The 21,671-nt window shown below is 45.5% G+C and carries 28 protein-coding genes and 1 tRNA gene; 23 read left to right on the top strand and 6 right to left on the bottom strand.

Annotated features, from left to right (window positions below):
* Positions 1-180: 180 nt before the first annotated feature.
* Positions 181-5,073: an autotransporter domain-containing protein gene (locus tag KS4_RS11375; RefSeq protein WP_200761186.1), complete on the top strand. Its 4,893-nt coding sequence runs from the start codon at positions 181-183 to the stop codon at positions 5,071-5,073.
* A 455-nt stretch (positions 5,074-5,528) separates the two neighbouring features.
* Here KS4_RS11375 and KS4_RS11370 read toward each other — a convergent pair whose 3' ends face one another.
* The 3 genes from KS4_RS11370 to KS4_RS11360 form a co-directional block, all read right to left on the bottom strand.
* On the bottom strand, positions 5,529-5,810 hold the full coding sequence (locus KS4_RS11370) for a hypothetical protein (protein WP_145078065.1): 282 nt from the start codon (positions 5,808-5,810) through the stop codon (positions 5,529-5,531).
* An 82-nt stretch (positions 5,811-5,892) separates the two neighbouring features.
* Positions 5,893-7,173 (bottom strand): tyrosine-type recombinase/integrase, encoded by a 1,281-nt coding sequence (locus KS4_RS11365; RefSeq protein ID WP_200761185.1) that lies wholly within the window; start codon positions 7,171-7,173, stop codon positions 5,893-5,895.
* A gap of 84 nt (positions 7,174-7,257) precedes the next feature.
* Positions 7,258-7,506 (bottom strand): hypothetical protein, encoded by a 249-nt coding sequence (locus tag KS4_RS11360; protein WP_145078062.1) that lies wholly within the window; start codon positions 7,504-7,506, stop codon positions 7,258-7,260.
* A 19-nt stretch (positions 7,507-7,525) separates the two neighbouring features.
* On the opposite strand from KS4_RS11360, the gene KS4_RS11355 reads away from it, so the two are divergent.
* Positions 7,526-7,747: a helix-turn-helix domain-containing protein gene (locus KS4_RS11355; RefSeq protein ID WP_145078060.1), complete on the top strand. Its 222-nt coding sequence runs from the start codon at positions 7,526-7,528 to the stop codon at positions 7,745-7,747.
* Positions 7,748-7,987: 240 nt separating this feature from the next.
* A complete protein-coding gene (locus KS4_RS17630; protein WP_200761184.1) occupies positions 7,988-8,164 on the top strand; it encodes a hypothetical protein in 177 nt (58 codons plus the stop codon).
* Positions 8,165-8,197: 33 nt separating this feature from the next.
* On the opposite strand, the gene KS4_RS11350 is transcribed toward KS4_RS17630, so the two are convergent.
* Positions 8,198-9,844 (bottom strand): zinc ribbon domain-containing protein, encoded by a 1,647-nt coding sequence (locus tag KS4_RS11350; protein ID WP_145078059.1) that lies wholly within the window; start codon positions 9,842-9,844, stop codon positions 8,198-8,200.
* A gap of 406 nt (positions 9,845-10,250) precedes the next feature.
* On the opposite strand from KS4_RS11350, the gene KS4_RS17625 reads away from it, so the two are divergent.
* A complete protein-coding gene (locus tag KS4_RS17625) occupies positions 10,251-10,403 on the top strand; it encodes a hypothetical protein (RefSeq protein WP_200761183.1) in 153 nt (50 codons plus the stop codon).
* Between the two features lie 386 nt (positions 10,404-10,789).
* On the opposite strand, the gene KS4_RS11345 is transcribed toward KS4_RS17625, so the two are convergent.
* Complete coding sequence (locus KS4_RS11345; RefSeq protein ID WP_145078057.1) at positions 10,790-11,101, bottom strand: hypothetical protein; 312 nt, start codon at positions 11,099-11,101, stop codon at positions 10,790-10,792.
* Between the two features lie 119 nt (positions 11,102-11,220).
* Here KS4_RS11345 and KS4_RS11340 point away from each other — a divergent pair, with 119 nt between their 5' ends.
* From KS4_RS11340 to KS4_RS11295, 10 genes are all read left to right on the top strand, one after another.
* On the top strand, positions 11,221-11,499 hold the full coding sequence (locus KS4_RS11340; protein ID WP_145078055.1) for a hypothetical protein: 279 nt from the start codon (positions 11,221-11,223) through the stop codon (positions 11,497-11,499).
* A gap of 93 nt (positions 11,500-11,592) precedes the next feature.
* Positions 11,593-12,150 carry a hypothetical protein gene (locus tag KS4_RS11335; RefSeq protein WP_145078053.1) on the top strand — a complete coding sequence of 186 codons (558 nt, stop codon included), beginning with the start codon at positions 11,593-11,595 and terminating at the stop codon, positions 12,148-12,150.
* 8 nt (positions 12,151-12,158) lie between these two features.
* Positions 12,159-12,539 carry a hypothetical protein gene (locus tag KS4_RS11330; protein ID WP_145078051.1) on the top strand — a complete coding sequence of 127 codons (381 nt, stop codon included), beginning with the start codon at positions 12,159-12,161 and terminating at the stop codon, positions 12,537-12,539.
* Positions 12,540-12,552: 13 nt separating this feature from the next.
* Positions 12,553-12,852 (top strand): hypothetical protein, encoded by a 300-nt coding sequence (locus KS4_RS11325; protein ID WP_145078049.1) that lies wholly within the window; start codon positions 12,553-12,555, stop codon positions 12,850-12,852.
* A gap of 140 nt (positions 12,853-12,992) precedes the next feature.
* Positions 12,993-13,298: a hypothetical protein gene (locus KS4_RS11320; RefSeq protein ID WP_145078047.1), complete on the top strand. Its 306-nt coding sequence runs from the start codon at positions 12,993-12,995 to the stop codon at positions 13,296-13,298.
* A complete protein-coding gene (locus tag KS4_RS11315; protein WP_145078045.1) occupies positions 13,288-13,602 on the top strand; it encodes a hypothetical protein in 315 nt (104 codons plus the stop codon). Before KS4_RS11320 ends, KS4_RS11315 begins: the two co-directional genes overlap by 11 nt.
* A 2-nt stretch (positions 13,603-13,604) precedes the next feature.
* Complete coding sequence (locus KS4_RS11310) at positions 13,605-14,501, top strand: PD-(D/E)XK nuclease-like domain-containing protein (RefSeq protein ID WP_145078043.1); 897 nt, start codon at positions 13,605-13,607, stop codon at positions 14,499-14,501.
* Between the two features lie 11 nt (positions 14,502-14,512).
* Positions 14,513-14,920, top strand: coding sequence for a recombinase RecT (locus KS4_RS11305; RefSeq protein ID WP_200761182.1), 408 nt, complete (start codon positions 14,513-14,515; stop codon positions 14,918-14,920).
* On the top strand, positions 14,901-15,188 hold the full coding sequence (locus tag KS4_RS11300; RefSeq protein ID WP_145078040.1) for a recombinase RecT: 288 nt from the start codon (positions 14,901-14,903) through the stop codon (positions 15,186-15,188). The genes KS4_RS11305 and KS4_RS11300 overlap by 20 nt, the downstream gene beginning before the upstream one ends.
* 125 nt (positions 15,189-15,313) lie before the next feature.
* A complete protein-coding gene (locus KS4_RS11295; protein WP_145078038.1) occupies positions 15,314-15,508 on the top strand; it encodes a hypothetical protein in 195 nt (64 codons plus the stop codon).
* 64 nt (positions 15,509-15,572) lie between these two features.
* Here KS4_RS11295 and KS4_RS18030 read toward each other — a convergent pair whose 3' ends face one another.
* The gene (locus tag KS4_RS18030; protein WP_261341873.1) at positions 15,573-15,704 is read right to left on the bottom strand and encodes a hypothetical protein; all 132 of its coding nucleotides are present in this window, start codon (positions 15,702-15,704) and stop codon (positions 15,573-15,575) included.
* A gap of 1,473 nt (positions 15,705-17,177) precedes the next feature.
* Between KS4_RS18030 and KS4_RS11290 the strand changes: the two genes are divergently transcribed.
* The 9 genes from KS4_RS11290 to KS4_RS11255 all read left to right on the top strand — a co-directional run bounded on the left by KS4_RS11290 (position 17,178) and on the right by KS4_RS11255 (position 21,643).
* Positions 17,178-17,250: transfer RNA gene (locus KS4_RS11290), tRNA-Trp, on the top strand.
* A 24-nt stretch (positions 17,251-17,274) separates the two neighbouring features.
* On the top strand, positions 17,275-17,448 hold the full coding sequence (locus KS4_RS17620; protein WP_200761181.1) for a hypothetical protein: 174 nt from the start codon (positions 17,275-17,277) through the stop codon (positions 17,446-17,448).
* A 162-nt stretch (positions 17,449-17,610) separates the two neighbouring features.
* Positions 17,611-18,075 (top strand): hypothetical protein, encoded by a 465-nt coding sequence (locus KS4_RS11285; RefSeq protein WP_145078036.1) that lies wholly within the window; start codon positions 17,611-17,613, stop codon positions 18,073-18,075.
* A 22-nt stretch (positions 18,076-18,097) separates the two neighbouring features.
* On the top strand, positions 18,098-18,310 hold the full coding sequence (locus tag KS4_RS11280; RefSeq protein WP_145078034.1) for a hypothetical protein: 213 nt from the start codon (positions 18,098-18,100) through the stop codon (positions 18,308-18,310).
* A gap of 509 nt (positions 18,311-18,819) precedes the next feature.
* The gene (ssb, locus tag KS4_RS11275; protein ID WP_145078032.1) at positions 18,820-19,275 is read left to right on the top strand and encodes a single-stranded DNA-binding protein; all 456 of its coding nucleotides are present in this window, start codon (positions 18,820-18,822) and stop codon (positions 19,273-19,275) included.
* 18 nt (positions 19,276-19,293) lie between these two features.
* Positions 19,294-20,727, top strand: coding sequence for a replicative DNA helicase (gene dnaB, locus KS4_RS11270; RefSeq protein WP_200761180.1), 1,434 nt, complete (start codon positions 19,294-19,296; stop codon positions 20,725-20,727).
* A complete protein-coding gene (locus tag KS4_RS11265) occupies positions 20,721-21,083 on the top strand; it encodes a hypothetical protein (protein ID WP_145078030.1) in 363 nt (120 codons plus the stop codon). The genes dnaB and KS4_RS11265 overlap by 7 nt, the downstream gene beginning before the upstream one ends.
* Entirely contained in the window at positions 21,076-21,354 is a 279-nt protein-coding gene (locus KS4_RS11260; RefSeq protein ID WP_145078028.1) for a hypothetical protein, read from the top strand. Before KS4_RS11265 ends, KS4_RS11260 begins: the two co-directional genes overlap by 8 nt.
* A complete protein-coding gene (locus KS4_RS11255) occupies positions 21,347-21,643 on the top strand; it encodes a hypothetical protein (protein ID WP_145078026.1) in 297 nt (98 codons plus the stop codon). The genes KS4_RS11260 and KS4_RS11255 overlap by 8 nt, the downstream gene beginning before the upstream one ends.
* Positions 21,644-21,671 lie beyond the last annotated feature (28 nt).

Below are 21,671 nucleotides of genomic sequence, written 5' to 3'. Positions count from 1 at the left end.
TTTTAGAATAGTAATTAGTCTGATGAGCCGGTTTCCGGTGGTAAAGTTAAGAGTTATGTCATTTTGAGCACTTTCTGCTGGTGGTTTGGATTTCTTTTTATCCATTCGTTTCAGAATAGCGTTTTTAAAAAATACAGGTGACTTATGTCTCGCAAACTAACGGGTTTAGCATGCTTATGCATGTGCGGTATCGTGCAGCTTCACGCAGCAGATGTGACATTCACAGGTGGAACAAGCAATAGCTGGACGCTTGATGCCAATTGGTCGGGAGGTAGCGCGCTTGCAGCCGATGTCGATGGGCAGATCACCATACAATCGGGCAATGGCGCGTCGCCATTCACACTCACCGGGATTGATCTCGCTTACACCAATATCGGTGGGATGTTATTCGACGGAACTGGCACGGATGGTGATTACACCCTTCAGGGCACCGGCTCGCTGACATTTAATACCGGCACGGGCATTTTCAATGGCAAAACAGGTACCGCAACGATCGGTGTAGATATTGTAAGCCTGGGCTCTTCATTCACCGTAAGCGCCTTGGTGGGTGGTATCTCGCTGACTGGTGATGTTGGCCTGACTGGTGGGGTTCAATGCAATTTTTCCGGTAGTAGTGCAATCAATGCATCAGGTGTGATCAGTGGCAATGGTACAGTGAACGTAAGTGGTGGTAGCAGTATAGTCACACTCACTGGTGCCAACACCTATACCAACGGAACAACCTTTTCTGGTGGCACGATAATTCTTGGCAATGATGATGCTTTAGGGACAGGTACGCTAACCTTAAACACTGATCTGGGCCAAGCGATCCAATCGGATAATGATGCACGATCAGTGAGTAATGCAATCGATCTTGGCAGTAACACGCTGACTGTGGACGGCGACAATAATCTTGTGCTTTCTGGTGTCATCAGTGGTGATGGTGCGTTGACATTGAATATGGATGCATCCAGCGACACATTGACACTCAGTGGCGCAAATACGTATACAGGTGGAACAACCATAACCAGCGGCACACTCATACTTGGCAATGACGATGCCTTGGGAACAGGCGATGTAACAACCGGAACAAATAATGGACGGATTCAATCAGATGATGATTCACGTAACATTGGCAACAATTTCATTACTTCACCTGGTAATGCGCTCGCTGTCACCGGCAGTAATAAACTTACACTATCGGGAATCATAAGTGGCAGTAGTGGTTTAGCTGCACTGGGCGATACCACGATATTACTGACAGGGAACAACACATATACTGGCAATACTCTTTTAGCAAATAGTGAGAATACGATCATCTTTGGCAATGATAATGCAATAGGCACTGCCGATTTGCTTGTGAATTTTAGCAGTTCGATTGAATCGAATGATGATGCAAGATCAGTCGGCAATGGTATTCGTATTGCATCTGATCAAACGCTCACTGTGAGTGGTGATAGCAATCTTGCACTTTCAGGTGTGATTAGTGGCGATGGCTCAGTAAACCAAAGCGGTAGCGGAACATTCACGCTTAGCGGCACTAACACCTATACCGGCGGTACTGCCTTATCTGGGAGTACGATAATTCTTGGCAATGATGATGCTTTAGGAACAGGCAGTGTTGTTATATCGGGTGACACGGTATTTGAATCAGATAATGATGCCAGAACTGTGGGCAATGCAATTAATATTAATTCGGAACAAACACTAACTGTAGGGGGTGGCAATAATCTAGAACTGTCCGGTGTGATTAGTGGTGATGGTGTTTTGGCGTTGGATATGTCATCGAATACTGAAACGTTCACACTCAGTGGCAATAATACATACAGTGGCGGCACGACGCTGGATCTTGGTACTGTAATTGTTGCGCATGACAATGCATTTGGAACGGGCAATGTAACTGTAACAAATTTTGGGCGTCTTCAGTCAGATGATGATGCACGCAATATTAGTAATAACTTTATCACTTCATCAGGTAACGATGTTTTTATTGTCGGTAGTAATCAGCTCACATTATCTGGAACGATTAGCGGTAGTGGTGGTATCGCTTCAGAAGCCGGTAGCTCGGTTTTATTGACAGGGAATAATACATATACCGGTTCAACCTTCATGTTGGGTGGTACGATTATTGTTGGCAATGATAATGCATTAGGTACTGGTAATGTGAGTTTGAATGCCTCTAGTACAATCTCGTCGAATGATGATGCGAGGTTAATTAGCAATACGTTTTCGACGGTGTCTACAGCAATTTTGACAGTTTCTGGTAGTAATGATCTGGAACTTTCGGGTGTGATCAGTGGCGGTGGTGGTTTGAATGTGAGTTTGGATGAACCCACTGATGCACTGACACTTAGTGGTGTTAATACCTATACCGGTGACACGACTTTATCAAGTGGAAAAATTATTGTCGGTAATGACAGTGCTTTTGGGACAGGCAGTGTGTTGGTGGAGGGTGATGCAGTGCTTGAGGGGAATAGTGATTCACGTTCAATTAGTAATAGCATTGGTGTTGGTTCTGGTCATACGCTGACTGTTAGTGGAGAAAGTAGTAATAATCTGGAAATTTCTGGTGTTATCAGTGGTGATGGTGCTTTAGTAAAAAGCGGAGGCAGTGAATTAACACTTGGCAGTGATAACACGCACACTGGGGGTACAACTCTTTCGGAGGGTGCGATTGTCATTGAGTCAAGCCAATCATTAGGAAGAGGTTTGTTTAATGTGACAGGTGACTCGAGATTGGCTGCATCAGATGATTTCGCAATAAGAAATGCTACCAGTATCAGTAATGGCGTTTCATTACTATTGGATGGTTCTAAAAGTAGCTTCAGTTATAGTGGTATCATTAGTGGTGATGGATCGCTGGCTTTAGAGATGTCTGGTAAAACTATCACAATTAGTGGTAACAATACATATACTGGTGGAACATCAAGTAAAGATGGGGGTCTCATACTTGGTCATAATAATGCGCTGGGGACAGGCAGTCTTACGCTGGATGGTGCTGTCACGATTCAATCAAATGATGATACACGTTCTATCAGTAATGCGATAGGATTTACTTCAGAGAGTAATTCGCTGACGTTTAATGGAAGTAATGATCTTACACTGTCTGGTATTATCAGTGGTGAGGGGTCATTAACAAAATCAGCTACCAACACATTGACGCTTGGTGGTGCGAATACGTATTCAGGTGGAACAACATTATCCGGCGGGACGGTCATCCTTGGTCATGATGATGCATTGGGGGCAGGCGGTGTCTCAGTAGCAAGTAGTTCTACAATTGAATCCAGTGATGATGCGAGAACTGTGAATAATGATTTTAGCGTTAGTTTGATGTTGACAGTAGGTGGTAGCAATGATCTTGAGTTGGCTGGTGTTATCAGTGGTAATGGCAGCTTGACTAAAGAAGGTTCAGGTACACTCACGCTATCTGGTAGCAACACTTACACCGGTGAGACAGCGGTTAGAGCGGGGACATTGATTGTTAACGCCAATATGGGCAATACGAATATGTTTGTTTACAATGGCGCAACACTTGGTGGTGCGATGTCAATAGCTGGTAACTGCATCAGCTCCGGCACGATCTCTCCGGGCAACAGTGCGGGGACGATGGTTGTTGGCGGCACTCTGACATTGAATAGTTCAAGCATCTATGACATGGAGATCGAATCAACAGCAGGTGCTGGCACGGGCAATGATTTGATTGATGTGACTGGTAGTGCTGCGATTGACGGCACATTGAATGTGATTGGTTTACCCGGCTACGTGCCGGAGGATGGTGATACGTTTACGATTCTTGAAGCAGATGATGGCGTGAGTGGTACGTTCGCAACAATTAGTGACGACATCGCTGGCTTTGAAGTCTCGGCAACTTACAATGCGACTGATATTGTGATTACGTTGAATGAGGCGTTAGCGGATTTTTCCTCAATCACACAGCGTAATCTTTTCTCTGCCGCTGATGCATTCGAGCGTATTTCGCAAAACTCGCCAACCGGTGACATTGCAACAGTGATTGCTCAGCTTGAAAACCAGACGGGTCAAGCTTTGGTTGTTGCATTTGAGCAGATCGTGCCGAACTATCTTGTGCCGCAGGCTGAAGCAACATTTAAAGGCATTGACGTTCAAAATAACAACTTCAATGGGCGCCTCAACGAGCTGCGTTATGATCTACCCAAGCTCTGGTCTAACAACCTCAGCGTCAACACACCGCAGGGCGCTAGTATTGAAGAATCAGTCGATCCCGAGTACGTCATACTCTTTGCGATGCAGACGCAGGAGACATTGGAGCAGCAGCAGGAAACCAATCGTTTCTCTGGTGTAGGCAAAGATATCTGGGGCGCATGGATCAATGGCTTCGGTACCTTTGGTGATTTTGATTCAACCTCAAGTCAAGCGGGTTACGAATTCAATACCGCCGGTGTAACGTTTGGGTTCGACTACCGTGTACTCGACTCACTCGCCGCAGGCGCTTTCTTTGGCTACTCCAACACTGGCATCACCGTAGACAGCGGGCAAGGCACCAGTTCGTTTAACAGTATCAATACCGGGATGTACATGACTTGGTTCAATGAAGAAGGTTTTTACGCATCAGGTCTGTTTGGTGGCGGCGTGAACTTTTATGAAAACAACCGTCGCATCGTGTTTGGTATGATTGACCGTGTTGCTGAGTCAGATCCAACCGGTTTTTACTTGCAGGCACTAGCAACCGGTGGCTATGAATTTAAATCAGGTAACTGGGGGTTCGGGCCTCAGCTTGCATTGCAATGGGTGAACCTGCAAATCGAATCGCACAGTGAAACCGGTGCCGATAGTTTGAATCTAGACGTCGGTGCGTTTAATGGCAACTCGTTTGTGACACGTCTTGGTTTTAGAACTACGTATAAGTATGACACATCAGCAATGCTCTTCATACCCGAACTCGTCGGCTTCTGGGAGCATGAATACCTAAGTCCGATTGATACCGTTGAGGTCGGCATCCCATCCGGACCTGACTCATTTGCGTACAGCGGCATTGGCCCGGGACGAGATTCGGGTTTGATAGGTGTGAACCTAATCGGGATTAGCCACGAGCAGCCGATCAGCTTTACAGTTTAGTACAATGTTGAGTTCACGCCGGACGACTTTATCGTGAACAACGTCTATGCTGGCGTTAGAGTTACCTTCTAATCATCTGCACTGGATTTGAGAGTGTGACCCGAATAATCACCGAACATAGTATACCATTTGTTCCCCAGCTTGTTCCCCCGCCTTAGTTTTTATTTCTATCTCCGCGCATGAAAAAACCTCTAAATCTATTAAATTCAGAGGTTTATGTTAATGGAGCCTAGCGGGCTCGAACCGCTGACCTACTGGTTGCAAACGAATTTTTTGTGGAAAACTCGCTATTCACCCGTTTCGTAAGTCCCCATAAACTCCTAGTTTACAATACTTTCCAAACAGTTGAGTACTAATGTGTGCAAATTGCACTCGAAAGTATGTAGCGTTTGTGCGCCCGGCGCACACGGCTATCCCTTATTATCTCACCTGTACGAGATTCGTGCAAGAGGTACTTAGTTTTGCGTGTTAGGGCTTTTGGGGTTTGCAATACGGCCTGCCTCAGTCATTTTATACTCCCTCTCTCCATTTCTAATAACACATTTTACGTACCCTTTTTCTTCTAGGGACGCGCAGTTTTTTTCTGCCTCGATTACGGATTCCAAATACTTGGCATATTCGGCAACTATAACTGCGCATTTCAGCGAGCATGCATCATTGTCGGTGACTTTTGTTACTTCAACCTCGCACAGATCAGATATAATTTCTTTGGCCCTTCTCTTTACTAATTCTTCCATAGTTGTCTCCATGAGCGTTATTGCATGTTATTCAGTGTATATCCCCGCGATTCGTCTTACTTGATTGAGCGCTTTTGCACAATTAACCCATATCTCTCGCAATCTCTACGGCTAATTCCAAGTTCTTCTCAGCATATATCTGGGCTGTATTCAAGCTTGAATGCCCTAATGACACTTGGGCGGCTTCCATGTTGTAGTGTTTATTGAGTTCTGTTGCTCTTGAATGGCGTAACTGGTTGAGATTCCATCGGTGCTTATCTCTGTGTGCTTTGTAGGTCGCTGAAAGCCCCGTGTCGCGTCCTACCCTGTATCTCCACTTCCCTATCGTCTCGCCTTCTTCCCTGCACAAAGGAGGTTCTGAGGGAAAGAAAGCCCTGTCGCACGCACGCTTTAGAGCTTTGCCCAGTGAATCACTGGTATATCTCCCTGTTGCTTTGTTGTTTGCGTTTGGTGCTTCTCTCGGATCAAAGATGTACTTTTCGAGTCGTGGTAGCAGGTATGGTGTGATGATCTCTTGTGCTGTCTTACCGATGGCAATTACCCGCTTGCGGTTGTCCTCATCTTCGTGGTCGTCCAGGTGGTCGAGTTTGCTGATGTGGGGACGGTAAACCCATATGCCTTTGTAAGATGTGGTGTCAATGTCCTTAGTTCTCATGACACAAACTTCTTGGGGACGCATCCCGGTGTACCACATGATAAGTATCATGTCCTGTATCTGTTTATGCATGTGGGGCAGGGTGGCTTCAACTGTTTGCCATGCAACCGGCTTTACCCCTTTACGCTCTTTGGCTTTGGTTCTTCTTGGTTGGAGATTGGCGACGAGCTGTAGGTCGTTTGCTGTCTGAGCGTTAACAACCCCTTGCTCTCTACCCCATTGGTACATTCTTTTGATGATGGAGAGGTATTCGTTGACCGTTTTTCGGTGTCTTACCCTGCCTTTGGGGTTCTTGATCACAGCATCGCGGTATTTTGCTAGTGCTGGCGCGTCCATCATATTCATTGGTCGCTTGCCTTCTCTTGCGACAAGCTCATTGATTGCCGTTATGACGTTTGAGAGGTGGGATGTAGGCTTACCGTTTTTAGTGTAAGTCTTTTTGCTGTGGTTTAAATACAGCTCGCACAGTTCTTCGGTGAGCATCGTCTGTTTGTAGTTGGGAGTATCTGAAAGCTTTGCAAACTCGTTGTTTAGCCAGTCATAGTACAGGTGGGTAATTTGGCTTTGGGTTGCGTTGTACCATCTCTTGATTTTCGATACGGTCTTGCCAGTATCGAGGTTTGATTCACGCCATCGTGTTTGCCAACAAGGTTTGTTGTGATGGGTTGACGGTTTTGGTGGTGTTGGTTTTGTGCGTCGAATTGGCATACTTAACCCCGTAGCTAACTTAACAATCCTTACGAATATCATAACAACATGGCGGCTAACAAATAGAAGATTGTGCGTCTTAGATTATTCGTCTTCGCTATATAAGCCTTGATCTCTGGCATCATCTATCGCGTTAAATCTTTGCTCTGCCGGTGACATAATATGTGGGTCATATTCGTCATCGCTGAACGTCAAACCCATTAAAGATAATAAAAACCCCACAAACCCAAGCACAACTAACAGAAAGACAAATGCGCCTAAACATCCCAGAAGGCTAATTAATGGCTCAATTATGGAATACAATCCAGCTTTGGGGCTGTTGTTCTCATCCATATGATAGACTCTCCTTGCCATGAAGTTGAAAGTAGTTTTTAGCGAATCTGTTCGGGGCGCTGTGCCTTGTGTTGAATTTGATCGGCGCGCTGTGATGGGCGCTGTAATTGAGGGGTTGAGTTACACAGAAATTCGTAAGCTGGTTGCTGAATCGCGGGTTGATCAATACAACGGCAACATGACCCACGCTGCCGATAGTCTTGGTATTACACCAAAAACACTACGCTCTTATCTGGGTTAATATTACCTTTTTTCTCTACATCTAGGGCACATGCAAGGTCATTTTGGCTCTGTATGAGTTGGTTATGCATGGTTATAATCAGGTTTCATGTCACGGTGTGTTCGGGGTGACAGGATGTTGTCATTAGTTTGTATAGGAGGGCTTTTCATGGGGGATTCATGTTGTATAATCTGTAAAAAGTTAGGTTTTTGTACGGTCAAGCGTGTATATTAGAATGTGAGGTTTAAAATGATAGTTCCCGTGGGCAAAGCTTTAGGTATTAAAGGTGGGGTTTCAGTTGAGAGGGCGCGTTTAGAGGTTCGGGCGATTGAATCGTTTAGTGATTTACCTGATCGAGTGTTCCGCGATTTTGTGCATGAGTTGGAACTCGCGAAGTTAAGAAGGTTGAGTGTAAGGGTTAGGGAGGATGTAGAGTAAATTTCGGTATGTGTAAGCTCTTCGCCGTCGATCTCAATCAGGCATGGTTTTCTGATGCTCATCGGATTGTTCATCAATCTTACGCAAAGTAGATATTTTGCGCGATCTGATGCCCAAAAGCTTCCTCGCCAATTCACCTAAATCCTCCGTGGTTACATCGTAAGATTTGAGCATTTCGCGGGCATCATTTTTGCTTTCTTCCCATAATTTTTTACCTTCAGCTATTGAGATTCGTGGGTATTGCTCATGATAAGAAATCCAGTAGGTTTCTATCGCTTTTTGCGTTCTGTGCGCATTCTCCTGTTCGGAAAGAGCGTCTAGTTTTTGCAGTATGGTATCGGTGTATCGCTCATCACTCCAGTTGTTAATGTTGTGTGTAGCCTTTATTTGCTCTGCTGCTGCGAAGATTAGTTCTTTGCCATCATCCACGGTTAGCATGCCATATGTTTGTGCGTAATCGACCCAGAATGAGCTGTCGGGCCCAATCAGGCTAGGGATATAGATAGATTTGGCTGGCGTTTTTGCGGCCACAATTTCACTTGGCGCTGAGGAATCTGTCTTGTTTATCTCTGTTGCGTTGATTTGATCATCCGGGGCAACTTCGGTGAAAGCGACTGGTTGTGATTTATTTTGTGTGTATTGAGGGATCTGGACATCGTTAAAAATTGAAACGCATATCAATATTCCGAATATTGTGAACATTGCCATGAGAATATAACCCACGATCAAAATCGGGTTTGTGCTATCGTCGTTCGATGCTAGCGCAGCTTCTTGCTTGCTGCTTATGATTACCTCAAATGAAGATCGTTTTTTGTGTGATTTTGGTGGATGATTAAGCGCTGCCCCGCACTTATGGCAAAATTTGTCGCCTTCCTTCGCTTGATACTTGCACCGCCAGCATTGCATTCTCTCAGATGGTTGATCGCTAGCGTTGTTTGTATTCGTATCGGTTATTGGTTCAGAGATGGGTTGAGTTGTTGTATTGTTCGGTACGTTTTCTTCTAATTGTTTCTGGGAATTTTGGGCATCTTTAATTTGTTGTAAAATTTCACATTGATGGTTGGCAATACATTTCAAATCAGATGTAGATTGTATTTCTGAATATCGTTCGAAAATTTCTCTGTACGGTTGTTCTTGGATGTTCAGGCTGGCTTTAATCTGCGCCAATGTCTTGCCCTGATTGATAACAATATCTCTTAAGATTCTCTCTTGGGTTTCACTTTCGGATGGTGGTTTTGGCTCATTGATGTCGGCACCGCATTGGTAGCAGAATTTATCGTTTTGCTTTGCAGGATGTTCGCATTGTCCACAAATATTTGAGCTTGTTTCTGTCGGTATATACGATGGGCAACACTTTTTTGCGGGTTTTCCTAAAAGCATACGACGAAGGATAGCGCCGCCACTGCCAGAATTAGGAAGCTTTGAAGAGACGACAAACAATAAAACAGGCATCCCCCACCAAAACATACTGTATTCGGCGTTGCCTGCCATCCACGACAAAATGAGCGCGACACTCGCTATGCACGCAACAATCGCGGCGTCACCCCACTTCCCAGAAGTGAGGATCGCTAATACACCCAGTGCATCAAGAATTAGTGGTGCAGCAATCCCATACCACGGCCAGTCAATAACATCAGTCCACTGCAAAACAAGAAAAACAAAAACGATTACCGATCCCATGTAACTTTTCCTCGACGTATATCAATACACATGTATGGGTTACATTTCAGACAAACGGATCATCACATTTAGCAATGATGTGGGCAATACTAAAAAACAAAAATTAACGCCATAGAGAAGCAACCCAATTCGGACAATCCTGCCAGCTGGTGGTTTATGCCTGTTGACCCGCATGGTGCCCGAACATATCCAAATGAATAATGCGATCACGATGGCAACATGAACGAATGACAGTACGAGAAAATCAGATGGCGTTGTGGAATCGTTAATTGAGAGTAGGTGTACCATGATGAGTGATACACAAACGAAAATAGTAGCAAGTGTGTATGAAGGGCCAAGATGTATTTTCTGTTTTAATATGCTTTGGCATCCAATCCGCAGGATGATCATATCTATAAGTGAAAAAATGACGAATGCGAGGATCATCTCAAATATCAAAAAAAAGTCATTCATTGATAACGCTACAAACAAAACACAGAACGATGAGATGGCGATGATGATTAGCCGCCGCTTATGGGTGGCGATGTACTTAGATTCCGTAGATGCGGGGGATGCTTGAGGCGTGTCATTCGTGTGCGTGATGGATGGTGCTGAAGCTGTGGCGACAGGTATCGCTTTTGACTCGGTGACGCATTTAGGACACGAATCATGGTCATTCTGTAGTTGGTAGCCGCATTGTGTGCAGTATGGCATGTTTTTGCTTCCAGATTACCCGTAAATCAGGTCGTGCCCAAAGTATGCAATAGCTGTCAACGCCAAACCGATAGCGATGACAATGACGGCTTCCAATGTTTGCTTTGTTCTGGGCTTTGATTTGGTGTTGCAATCTGGGACATTCGCCCCACACATCATGCAATGGCTGTCTTCAAATATTTGCTCCAGGCCACATTTTGGGCATTGCCGCGGCATCTGATTGCTCCCCAGACCCATACTGCTCGGCCTGTTTTATCGTTTCTTTTTACCTAAAGCCTTTTGTTCAATACTCTTAATCACTTCTCTAGCGTCTTCTCTGCCCTCGGATTCGACCATGCGATCGAGGATGATCCGGACAAAATCGCTCTTATATGCTTGCGGGATCTGCATCAGGATTGGCGCTTGAACTTCCTCTGGCTGATCCTTAAACCATTCCAGCAAACGCTCTATAACCATCTTCTGTGAAACTCTGTATTTCCCAGATACGGCTTCTAGTGCGTCTTTCGAAGTCAAAGACACATTCAATGACGCTCTGTCTACATTTTTTGTTGATTTTTTCGCCACGTCATAATTCTACTAGAAAAATATTTTTATCGCCATAAGTATATTGTTAGCAAGCAATTGAGTATTCAAGTATAAAAAATGTGTACTTAAGTATGTTGTAATTGGACGATAGTGTGTTTATGCTTGTATTCATGAACGCCAAAGTGCTAAACAAATTGACGCTTGATGAAAGCCTCCTGCTTGATGTTATGCGGCGGCTTAAATCGGTCAATTTGAAAACAACACTCGAATCACTTTCTGCATCCTCAAGCTTCAACGTGAACAAAACACGTAAATTGCTCATCAGTATGCAGACCAAAGATGTTGTCGTTCAGGGCTTGGAAGGTAAGCGAACCTACTCGATCGCTCCAAGCCTGATTGATTCTGATTGCCCCCTGAAAGACGAGGGAGAGTCTTAGTTCCCCCTTCGCCCTTTTCTGTTTTGGCTTTTGCAAATCATTCATGATTCAAATCTTATTCTGGTCAGGGTGGCCAGATGAGAGGAACAATTGATGTCTTTTCCCGGATACGAGGTTGAGTCAATGCTAAAGGACACACTACAAAATTTAATCGATGATCGCATCGTAACCCGTAAGGAAATCGCTTCCGCAGCCAAAACGTCAACGTCTACCGTTGACCGCTGGTTGAACGGTGATGATTTGTGGGCGACGCAAGTCAACTTACTTCTTGGTTGCCGCTCGCTCCCCGACAAAGCGCGCATCGCAATCGATCAAACGATTATCCGTGATACCGGTTTCCAAAGCATCTTAGGCGGTCGCAGGATTGACGGTGATGTGAATGGTGATGGCAAGATTGACCATGACGATGTGCTGGATGGGTCAATCGGTGCGGTCGATGGTGTGCGGAAAATGCTTGATGAGTCACGTGAATCCATGCGTGACGGCCAGATCGACAACAAAGAACTTGAACGTATCAAGGGTATGGCAAATGACCTGATGGAAACATGCAAACAGGTTGTCACGGCAGCAGAAACGTGCGCAGTCAATCGCCGTAAAGCTCGACAAAACACACAGAAGCCACGTAACGGACACAGCGTAACTATTAATTGAGGTGCATGATGGTCGCAAAAGCTTCAAAACCAGAACGCAAAGAGCTTTACAAGTGCAAAAGCCATTACGCTAGAGGTGTTGTCTATTCAAATGGTGAGGCCGAAGTATTTTGCCCTAGCTTTGCAGAGTGCATTTTTAGTACTGATCAGGATGAAGTTTATCTGAACCGATCTTTCAGTGAGACGTGGCTTGCGAAGGAATGGTGCGAGAGCGTCGTGAGGTGTTTGGGTGACGCAGGCAAGACGTATCTCGCTCAAATGTCGGATTATTCAGAAGACATCGAACATATGCGGCACGTTCGGTATGCAGGTCAACCACGCTATAGCAATACCGACTTGGAACAAAAATACGAACTCGAAAACGGATACCTAGACTACGAAACAGTCTGATAAGGATACACGGATGGTTAGAGCAACGGAACAATTAAAGCGTATTGAATACGTCAACAAGGATGGGGACAGGTTCACAGGAAGCCGTATCGTGACCTTTCCAAATGATTATCAGCCTGCACCGATTATTCCGGCCAAGGATCGCCCCGTTGTCATGACAGGGCAGGGGGCGTATCAAAGTGCATACCGTCCAAAAATCAAAGAGCCGGTAAACATGACAGCAGCTAATCTTTATAAAGGACTGATCGTTGTCATATCAATCGTCTTAATACTGTGCGTAATCGTTCTCGGTACTAAGGGGGTGATGCAGTGATACGGATAGCAAACGACCGTGAAGCTCCTTCGATACTGGACGGTGATCGCCTAGCGTCTACGCCGCCTGCTCGTATTGCCGATGTCCACATGGACATGATGGATAGCTGGCAGTACGTGGGTTCACGGAGGCCGTCTGTGATGGAACGAATCGCAGAAGCAACATGTGAAATCGTAGAGAATGATTTTGGCATTAAAAACCCAGTGATTAAGAAGAACATTGTATATGTTGACGTGACACAAATCATGGGGCTTTCTAGCCAAGGCATTTGGGCGATTGAAGATTTTGGTGGTGGCTATGTAAAGCTGGGCGGTATGGTTTTCCCACTTCATTTGATTCCTGTGAATTTCTACAGCAAACACAACGGGTTGTTGTCTAAGGACGATAACCGCGTATTAATCAGCTTCATTGTTCAGGTACTTGAAGGAGCTTGCAATGAGTCCTAATTCAGATGCATCAAGACAAGCATGGTTGATAGCAAAGCGTGACACCGTACCGCGGTCAATGCCAACGAATGAGACGCGCATGGATTATTTCTTTGCGATCGAGCAGGGCAGATACCGTGAAGTGAGGCCGATCTATGACCGTGATCCGAAGATAGCGTTCGATCACCTACGAGACAGCCTTGAGCATACGCATATTCAACACTGGGATGGCGAATTGATTGAAGTCGATTGGGAAAAGGCTTGTATTAAGCGAACGACGCAAGCTGATTACAAACAGTACATGGAACTTTTTAAGACGAGTTGAACATGATTTTACCGGCAAAGAACAAATTAAAAGTCGTTGATGGGATCAATCGGATTCCGTGTCCCAGTACAGGTGTACATTTCGGCGTGCCTGAAAAGGAATATCGTGCATGGGATGCAGTTTGCCAGTCTGACCTCAAGAAATTCGGCAAGCTGATTCGCACAGTGCATACAAGAGAGCAGGTGCTTGAAGGAATGATATACCGCAAACAAACTGCTTCTTTCAGTCTGGGCTCACTGGTCGATGATCTGGTGTTTAATCGCGATAAGGTTCTGGACAAGTACGTTGTTTCGGATGCCTATAAAACACAGTGCGACAGTTTGTATAAAAAATTTGCAGATCATGAAAAAGAGCCTATCGCAGAGCAAGTGTTGAACCAAGCAACTGCAATCGCCCAATGTGTTTCAGATCATCCTGTCATCGGCCCTATCTTTAAAGATCGTCAAGACAAGTCACAAGCTTGCTTTGTATGGGATGACATTCACACAGGGCTTAGATGCAAGGCGCGTATTGACCATTGGGGCAACTTTGAGGGCGACTCAACTATTTTCGACCTGAAAACTACCAGCAACTTTCACAAGTTCTACTCAGAAATATTCAAGTGGGGGTATCACATTCAAGCGGCTTTCTATCTAGATGGTGCGGCAACCTTATCCCGTCAAAACAGGCGTTATGTCATCGTTCCTGTTAACACGTCTCCGCTTGAGGGTGTTGGAGGGTTTTATGAGGTCGGTATGCACGAAATCGAGGGCATGGATTTAGATTCAGCGTTGAGAATTAAAGACAGCCTTATCCAAGACTGGTTCAGCTTTTTCGAGAAAGGTGAATGGGTTGGCAGGGTTTGTGAAACGAAAAAAATACGTATCCCAGAATACGAAGAAGCAAAATACGCAGTTTAAGGAGAATTGATGTGAGTAATTTACCAGCGACAGCAGAAGGGAACAATGATGTTGTAAAGTTCAGCATTCATGCCCCCGTACAAACTCACGCAACGTTAAAAGATTTTTTAGGCCAAAGTGTAGACAGGCTTGCAGATGTAGCGCCAAAACACTTTACGCCAGAGCGTTTAGTAAAGATGGTTTTGCTTGCCGCAAATCATCAGCCCAAGATTCTTAAATGCACGGCACTGTCTATCCTTGAAGCAACCATGACCGCAGCAGAGTTGGGCCTTGATTGTTCGGGGACTAAGGGAGAGGCGTATCTAGTCCCGTTTAATTGCAGGGTGGGGAGTGATTACCAGTTACAAGCAAAACTCTTGCCCGGCTACAAAGGGCTTGCCAAATTAGCCAGACAAAGCGGTGAGATTAAAACGTATTGATGCTGATGTTGTTTGTGAAAATGATGAATTTGTATATGTCAAGGGAACTGAGCCTGTGCTTCGATTTGTCCCTAAATTTGGAACCAGAGGTAAACGCAAACACGTGTACGCACTGGTAGAGTTTAAATCAGGTGGTATTCAATCTGATGTGATGAGCTATGAAGAAGTCAATCATATACGCAATATGGCAAAGTCTAAAGATTCGGATTCATGGAAATATCATTGGGATGAGATGGCCAAGAAAACCGTGTTTTCGTCGTATGGCTAAGTGGCTCCCTCTATCTTCTGAGAACTTTGATCGAGCCATCGAAATGGACAACCAAGATTACGACCTGAGGAAAGGAATCTAACACCACAACACCACAGCCAGTCAAAGCCGACGAAGATCCACTTATGAATCCCCCAAAAGATGTAATCGAAGGTGAAGTGGTAGACAAGCAAGAAGAACCACAAACAAACGATCAGACTCCTTCACTCGTTGACGGGCTCGCCTCTATGCTCTGCGAGAAACTTCAAATTGAAAAATCAGAAGCCGCACAAAAGCTAGAAGCGTTCATCGTTAACGAATTTGAAGAAGTCTGTGAATGATCTTGAGCAAGGTGATTTGATTGCGATCGAGGACGCGATTGAAGCTGGTGAGATCAAATAGATGTTAATGGCCAGCTCCCACCATCAACGGGAGGCGGCGTAATAATTCGCTGCTTGTCACTGAGAAGTGATGAGCGGGTTTAGAAAGGAGATCGTGATGGCAGTACTCATCTTCATTTGTTTTGATGTACTTCATCGTGTTCCTCCCTCTTAGATTCGTTTACACAATGATCGCAAAACACACCGTTAACCGTTCATGGCCGTTTAGACGGTACAGAAAGAAGTGGGGTCTGAGAGGGAGGGGGCGAACCCCGAACGGTAGAAAGCTGGCATTGTGCCAGACTACCGCAAGTACACACCACGAATCGAAAGGGTCGGATCATGACTACACGGTAAATGACTGATAAACGGTTTTGGATGCACCGTACGACATACATAAGCATTCAACTATTTGTTCTTCCAGCAAATAACTAAATGCCGCAAGGCTCTGCTCCTTCGCTGAGAGGCGGGGGGAGGGGATTGGATGAACGAAATATTACAAAGGAAAACGAAATGCCAAAATCAGAATACCACTCTGAGCGAATAGAAAAAGGCAAGGATGCGGGGCGGCTACGCACAAAAAGTAACCATGACATTGACGGAGCATGATGAGGAGCATTTTAAAAAAGCTTGGTGTGTTTGAGCAAAACCAACATTGCCTGAGTTACCTGAATTTGTGATTGCAAGCATTAACGCACAGATAGCGTACCTCAACGCTAAGCATGGTTTAACAGAATAACAACTACCTCTGAGCCAGTGTAACGCTCGCTCAGGGAATTTTAATGAAAGGGATAGAGCCGATGAGCTTGATAGGAAGAAAAGCACTATTCACGCCGCAGAAGGGCATGAACAACGATGCGAAGCATGGGCAGACGGTAAAGGTTCGGTCCTGAGCAAGGACAGTTACGGCCTTTGTAGCAATCGAGTTTGAAGATGGAACGACAGGTTCAACACCATTCACGGCGCTTACGTTTTGATCCGAACGATGAGCATGAGAAGGTGGTGCCAGTTCGCTTGAGGCAATCAGATATAGGAAGTGTGCGCAATCGGCTGAAAAGTTGGCAGAAGAACTGACCCAGCAACTTGAAGATTTGCGCCAATCGCCTCCCGGTTTCAGATTACTCTTCTAGACATGTATGCAATGGCGGCAATGCAAAGTCTTATTCAAAAGAATTGATGCAAAGACGTTAAGTGATATGAGGTCTTGCAAAGACGGGTTAAGTAGCGACTCATTCAAACTCGCTGATGCAATGATGAAGGCGAGAGAGGTGGGGCAAGCTACAGACAAAGAATGCTTCGATTGTGGAGAAGTAAAACCCAACGAAATGTGAGGCATGCAATACCCCTCTTTTGCGACACATGTTTGTGACCACGACATCGAAGGCGTGCCTCTCTGCCCCGAATGTTTTCAGGAAAGAGCAACAAGACTAAATCATTACCCACCGTGTGAACAGGCAGTCACCGCAAACACATCGTAGATAAACCGAGCGGGCTGGTAAACCGAGCGAGGGAACATGCGATTGATGCAAAAAATACTTGATTTTACCAAGGTGTGCAGGTTCGAGTCCTTGCCGGTGGGATTCAAAGGATTGAGTATTTTCAGAACCCTGCCAGTGCGTTACTGGCAGATAGAAGGGTAGCTCAGTTGGTAGAGCAGCGAATTCCAAATTCGCCGGTCGCAGGTTCGAGTCCTGTCCCTTCTGTTAAGCAACTTAAGAGGAGTCACGATGAAAAGTATTGAAGCACAACTTAAACAATCAAACGATCACAGCCCCATGCTGGACGCACTCGATCGAGAATACGACAAGTACAACAGCAACTTACCCAAACACGCCAAAACGACAACGAACGCTAAGAAGCTTCGCAGAGAAGCCAGAAAAGAACTGAAGGACGATCACTGATGCAAGCTCCTTTCCTCCCTTCCTGTTGCGTTATCAAGCGGTAACGCAACAGTTTCAAACTAAACCTAACCCGATCAGATGAGGACGAGATGAGCAAAACAATGACCAAAGACGAAAATCACAAGATACGGCCCTTACAAGCCGATCTTTCGGGATGGTTACGTGACAGGAGAGCGTGTAAACAGCGTCTGCATGGAAGCTGAAGCGCTCCTGACACGGCTTTGGCTAATCGCTGATGACTACCACATCTTTCCTGCAAAGCCTGATGAGGTGCTTATCAAGGCAGCAATACGCCGCATGGCGAACAAAACGCTCTGCATGGAGCGGGTTGTTGAGATGCTTAATGAGCTAGAAAAAGTAAGTTTGATCGCAAGGTATGAAGTTGATGGTGAGCAGCTAGGCGCATTCCTGCAAGCTCCACCACTGACACATGCTAACGGCAAAGGCCCACGCAAAGGGTTTCCCCATCCGCCTACCGATCGTTTCGCATGGGACGAATATAACAGGCACTGGAAAACACTTGGTGGTGGCGAATCCAAACAATCCAAGGAATCCAGAGATTCCAAAGAATCCAAACAATCCAAAAAATTCCAAGCACAACATAACATATCAAAACATAAAAAATAATAACATACAACATCATACATGTATGAATGGTGATGATGTTTGTGGTTTGTTGTTGAGGTTGGGTCTGGATCAAACGGTTTTCTCCAAGCTGCCTATCGATCAGATGAGCGAGGATGGTGTACTGCGCCTGTGGATGACGATGGGAGAAGGCATCGGATCGCCGCAAGGATTGCTTGTGAGGCGTTCGCAGCGAGGGGAAAGAGGCAAACCGCCAGCCAAGCCCGAAGGAGCTTAGAGATGCGTGCGAGGCCGGTTACGTGCAATTCATTGAAACGCCTTCGGAAGTTATAGATTGTCGTGATGCTGATCATAAATCTAATAATAAACGAGTGAATATCAATGGTCAGTACGTTTATGCAGAAGAATTTTCGAATGTAAAGTTTAGGTATGGGGGCGGTCATGAGAGCTAAGAGGCCATCACCATATCTACTAAAGGCTGCAGTAGCAGATTGGTTTGCATTGCCTACGCGATGCTTCCGGTCGCCAGACAGCTTGGTACACAGGCGAGATGATGTCCGTATTGCAACGACTACGCTGTATTGGCTGATGACCGAGGCTTTCGGATACGCGCCCAAGGATGCAAAAATTAATATTGGTCGAGATGACATTCACCTGATCAGGCACAACTTAAGAGATAGGAAGATGCCTGTGATCAATGCTAAATGTACAAAGCATGTCAGAAGTGTTCTCGGCTACGCACACAAGAGAAATGTTTGTAAATCAACAAGTGAAAGGGATTAAACAATGCCAAATCTCAACAAAGTATTTTTGATGGGAAACATAACCCGTGATCCAGAATTGCGATACCTACCCAATAACAATGTCCCAGTTGTAAATTTTGGGATGGCGATCAATCGCACTTGGTACAACAAAAACACGAATGAGAAGCAGGAAGAAACGACCTTTATTGATGTTGAAGGCTTTGGTAAAGCAGCAGAAGTTGTCAATCAGTATTTTGCTAAAGGGAACCCTATCTTTATCGAGGGCCGCTTGAAACTTGACCAGTGGCAAGACCAGAACGGTAACAACCGATCTAAGGTCAAAACTATCATGGAAAAATTTGAATTTTTGGGTAGTCGTAACGGCAGTAATGGGAATGGCCGCAACGGGTATGGATGCGATGGCAATCAAACATCAAACAACCATTCCAACACAGGCAGTGAAAACGTAAAAATAAACGACGATGATATCCCATTTTAGTCGTAAACGAGGCGATCAGTGATAGCACCAACAAAAGACAATCAGAGAGACCGAAGCTTTAATAACGCAAGGTCTAATCGTAATACGAACGATCCACTGGGACGGAAGCTCCCGCAAGCGATTGAAGCTGAGGCCGCAGTTTTAGGGTCTATGATTTTAGATGATCGTATTTGTGGTGACGTGCTTGAACGGCTTAGCCCCGAACCACATGCGAAATTCCTTAAAGAATCGCATCAAATTATTTTCAAAGTACTGATTGAACTTTATGACAAAACCCAGTCTATCGATATGGTTCAGATCAATCAGAAGCTGGTAGATGCGGAGATGCTTGAACGTGTGGGCGGGTTGGATTACCTGATGGAGTTGGCCGAATCTGTGCCCAGTGCTGTCAATGCAGTGTATTACGCAGAGATTGTTAAGGCCAAGGCGACTGATCGAGCCATCATCGAAGCATCGCACCAAACGATCGAAGATGTATACGCGAACAATGAAGGCGACATTAATCTTTTGGATCGCGCTGAATCTCGTATTTACAAAATTGCAGAATCTAATGAGTCAGTAACAACGACTGAATGCGTTTCTGAAGTTATTCAGCGTGAGTACGACCGTATCACATCAGGAGGCTTAGAAAACCAAGGTATAAAAACTGGGTACTTCGAGTTGGATGATATGACCAATGGATTACAACCGGGCGAGATGATTATCGCAGCGGCTCGTCCATCGATGGGGAAAACTGCGTTTGCCATAAACGTGTGCGAGAACATTGGTATAACCGATAAAACACCTTGCGCTGTATTTAGTTTAGAGATGGGACGAGGGCAATTAGCGACACGTATGCTTTCATCACAATCAGGCGTGTGCAGTCACGCGATCAGGCGAAACACACTTTCAAATGATAACTACGACAGCCTGCTAAAAGCTACCGCGCAGATTTCGGAAGCCCCAATATATATCGATGACGAGCCTGGCTTAACACTTTTAAGCATGAGAAGTAAAGCCAGACGTTTAAAGGCAAGGCATGGGATCAAGTTGGTGATGATTGATTATCTGCAGTTAATGACGGCACCGGGTCACAACTCAAGGCAAGAAGAAGTGTCGGCAATTTCACGAGGTGTTAAAGCATTGGCACGCGAACTAAATGTACCTGTGATCTGCTTGTCTCAACTCAACCGTGGTTCAGAAGGGCGTGAGGGGCATAAGCCGCGTATGAGCGATCTACGTGAATCAGGTTCGATCGAACAGGATGCAGATGTGGTGATGATGCTTCACCGAGAAGATTACTATCACAGAGGGGACGAAGGCTATGACCCAGATAACACAGCAGAATTAATTATTTGTAAACAGCGTAACGGGCCAACGGGGACGGTAAAGCTTCATTTTGATGGCTCAACAACAAGGTTTAACAACTTGGCAACAAATCACCAACAGAGGCAAGGAGGTCGCCCGTGGTAAGAAACAGCAGGCTAGCGACAGTTGAAGAACCGATCTGTACGCGACGGGTTAAAGCAAAGAATGGGAATGAATACCCGCTATTTGATGGCAGGACGTATGACGTGGATCGAGATGGAGTGAGATTAACTGGGCAGCTTAAAGCCGTGTGGGTGGTGATGAAAGATGGAGAGTGGCGCACGTTCGATCAGATCAAGCAAGCGGGTGTGAATGGAAGTGATGCTTCTATCAGTGCGAGGTTGAGAGATTTCAGGAAGGATAAATTTGGTGGGCATGAAGTGAGCCGTAGGCGGGGGATAGCTAGCGGCGTTTACGAATATCAGTTAGTGGTCAGAGAGAGCGAGGTAAGCAATGGATGACGAAAAACGAACAACGTGCGAAATCGAAGATGGCAAGGTACTGCCATGTTGGGGAATGGACTCGATCTTAGAGCTGGAGAGCCACCGAAAAGGAGTTGTGCTGCTAAAAATCATTGATGTGAACAAAGGTTGTGTTGACAGGACTCTCGTTGCCGTACGAAGTGGCGATCATGCAAAACGTGGTGTTTGTATCAACTACTGCCCTATGTGTGGCGCTTCATTCTACGAGCATGTTCATGGCGGGAAAGCTGAGGAGGCAGGTAATGAGTAAGAGCAGGTATACAGCAAGCATAGGGATGTCTCCGGCAGATAGCGTCATGTACAGCATCCGAGACAGCAAGCGAAACAAAGATGTAGCGACGATATACGCACGCGACAGCCATTGGGCAAAGATGGCAATAGCCGCTCCAGAAATGTACGACACGCTTGTAATGGCCCGGAAGGAATTGATCGATGCAATTCACATTATTGATTCGTTAAGTACAGGTGTGACATTTAGCGGGGAACACCCGATCGAGAAAATTGATTCAGTGCTATTTTCTGTGATAGGGGGTGAGTGATGGCTAAAACCATTGGCAGAGATCGCAA

The sequence above is a fragment of the Poriferisphaera corsica genome, assembly GCF_007747445.1.
GTDB lineage: Bacteria > Planctomycetota > Phycisphaerae > Phycisphaerales > Phycisphaeraceae > Poriferisphaera > Poriferisphaera corsica.
This window is presented reverse-complemented; position numbering and strand designations above follow the sequence as displayed.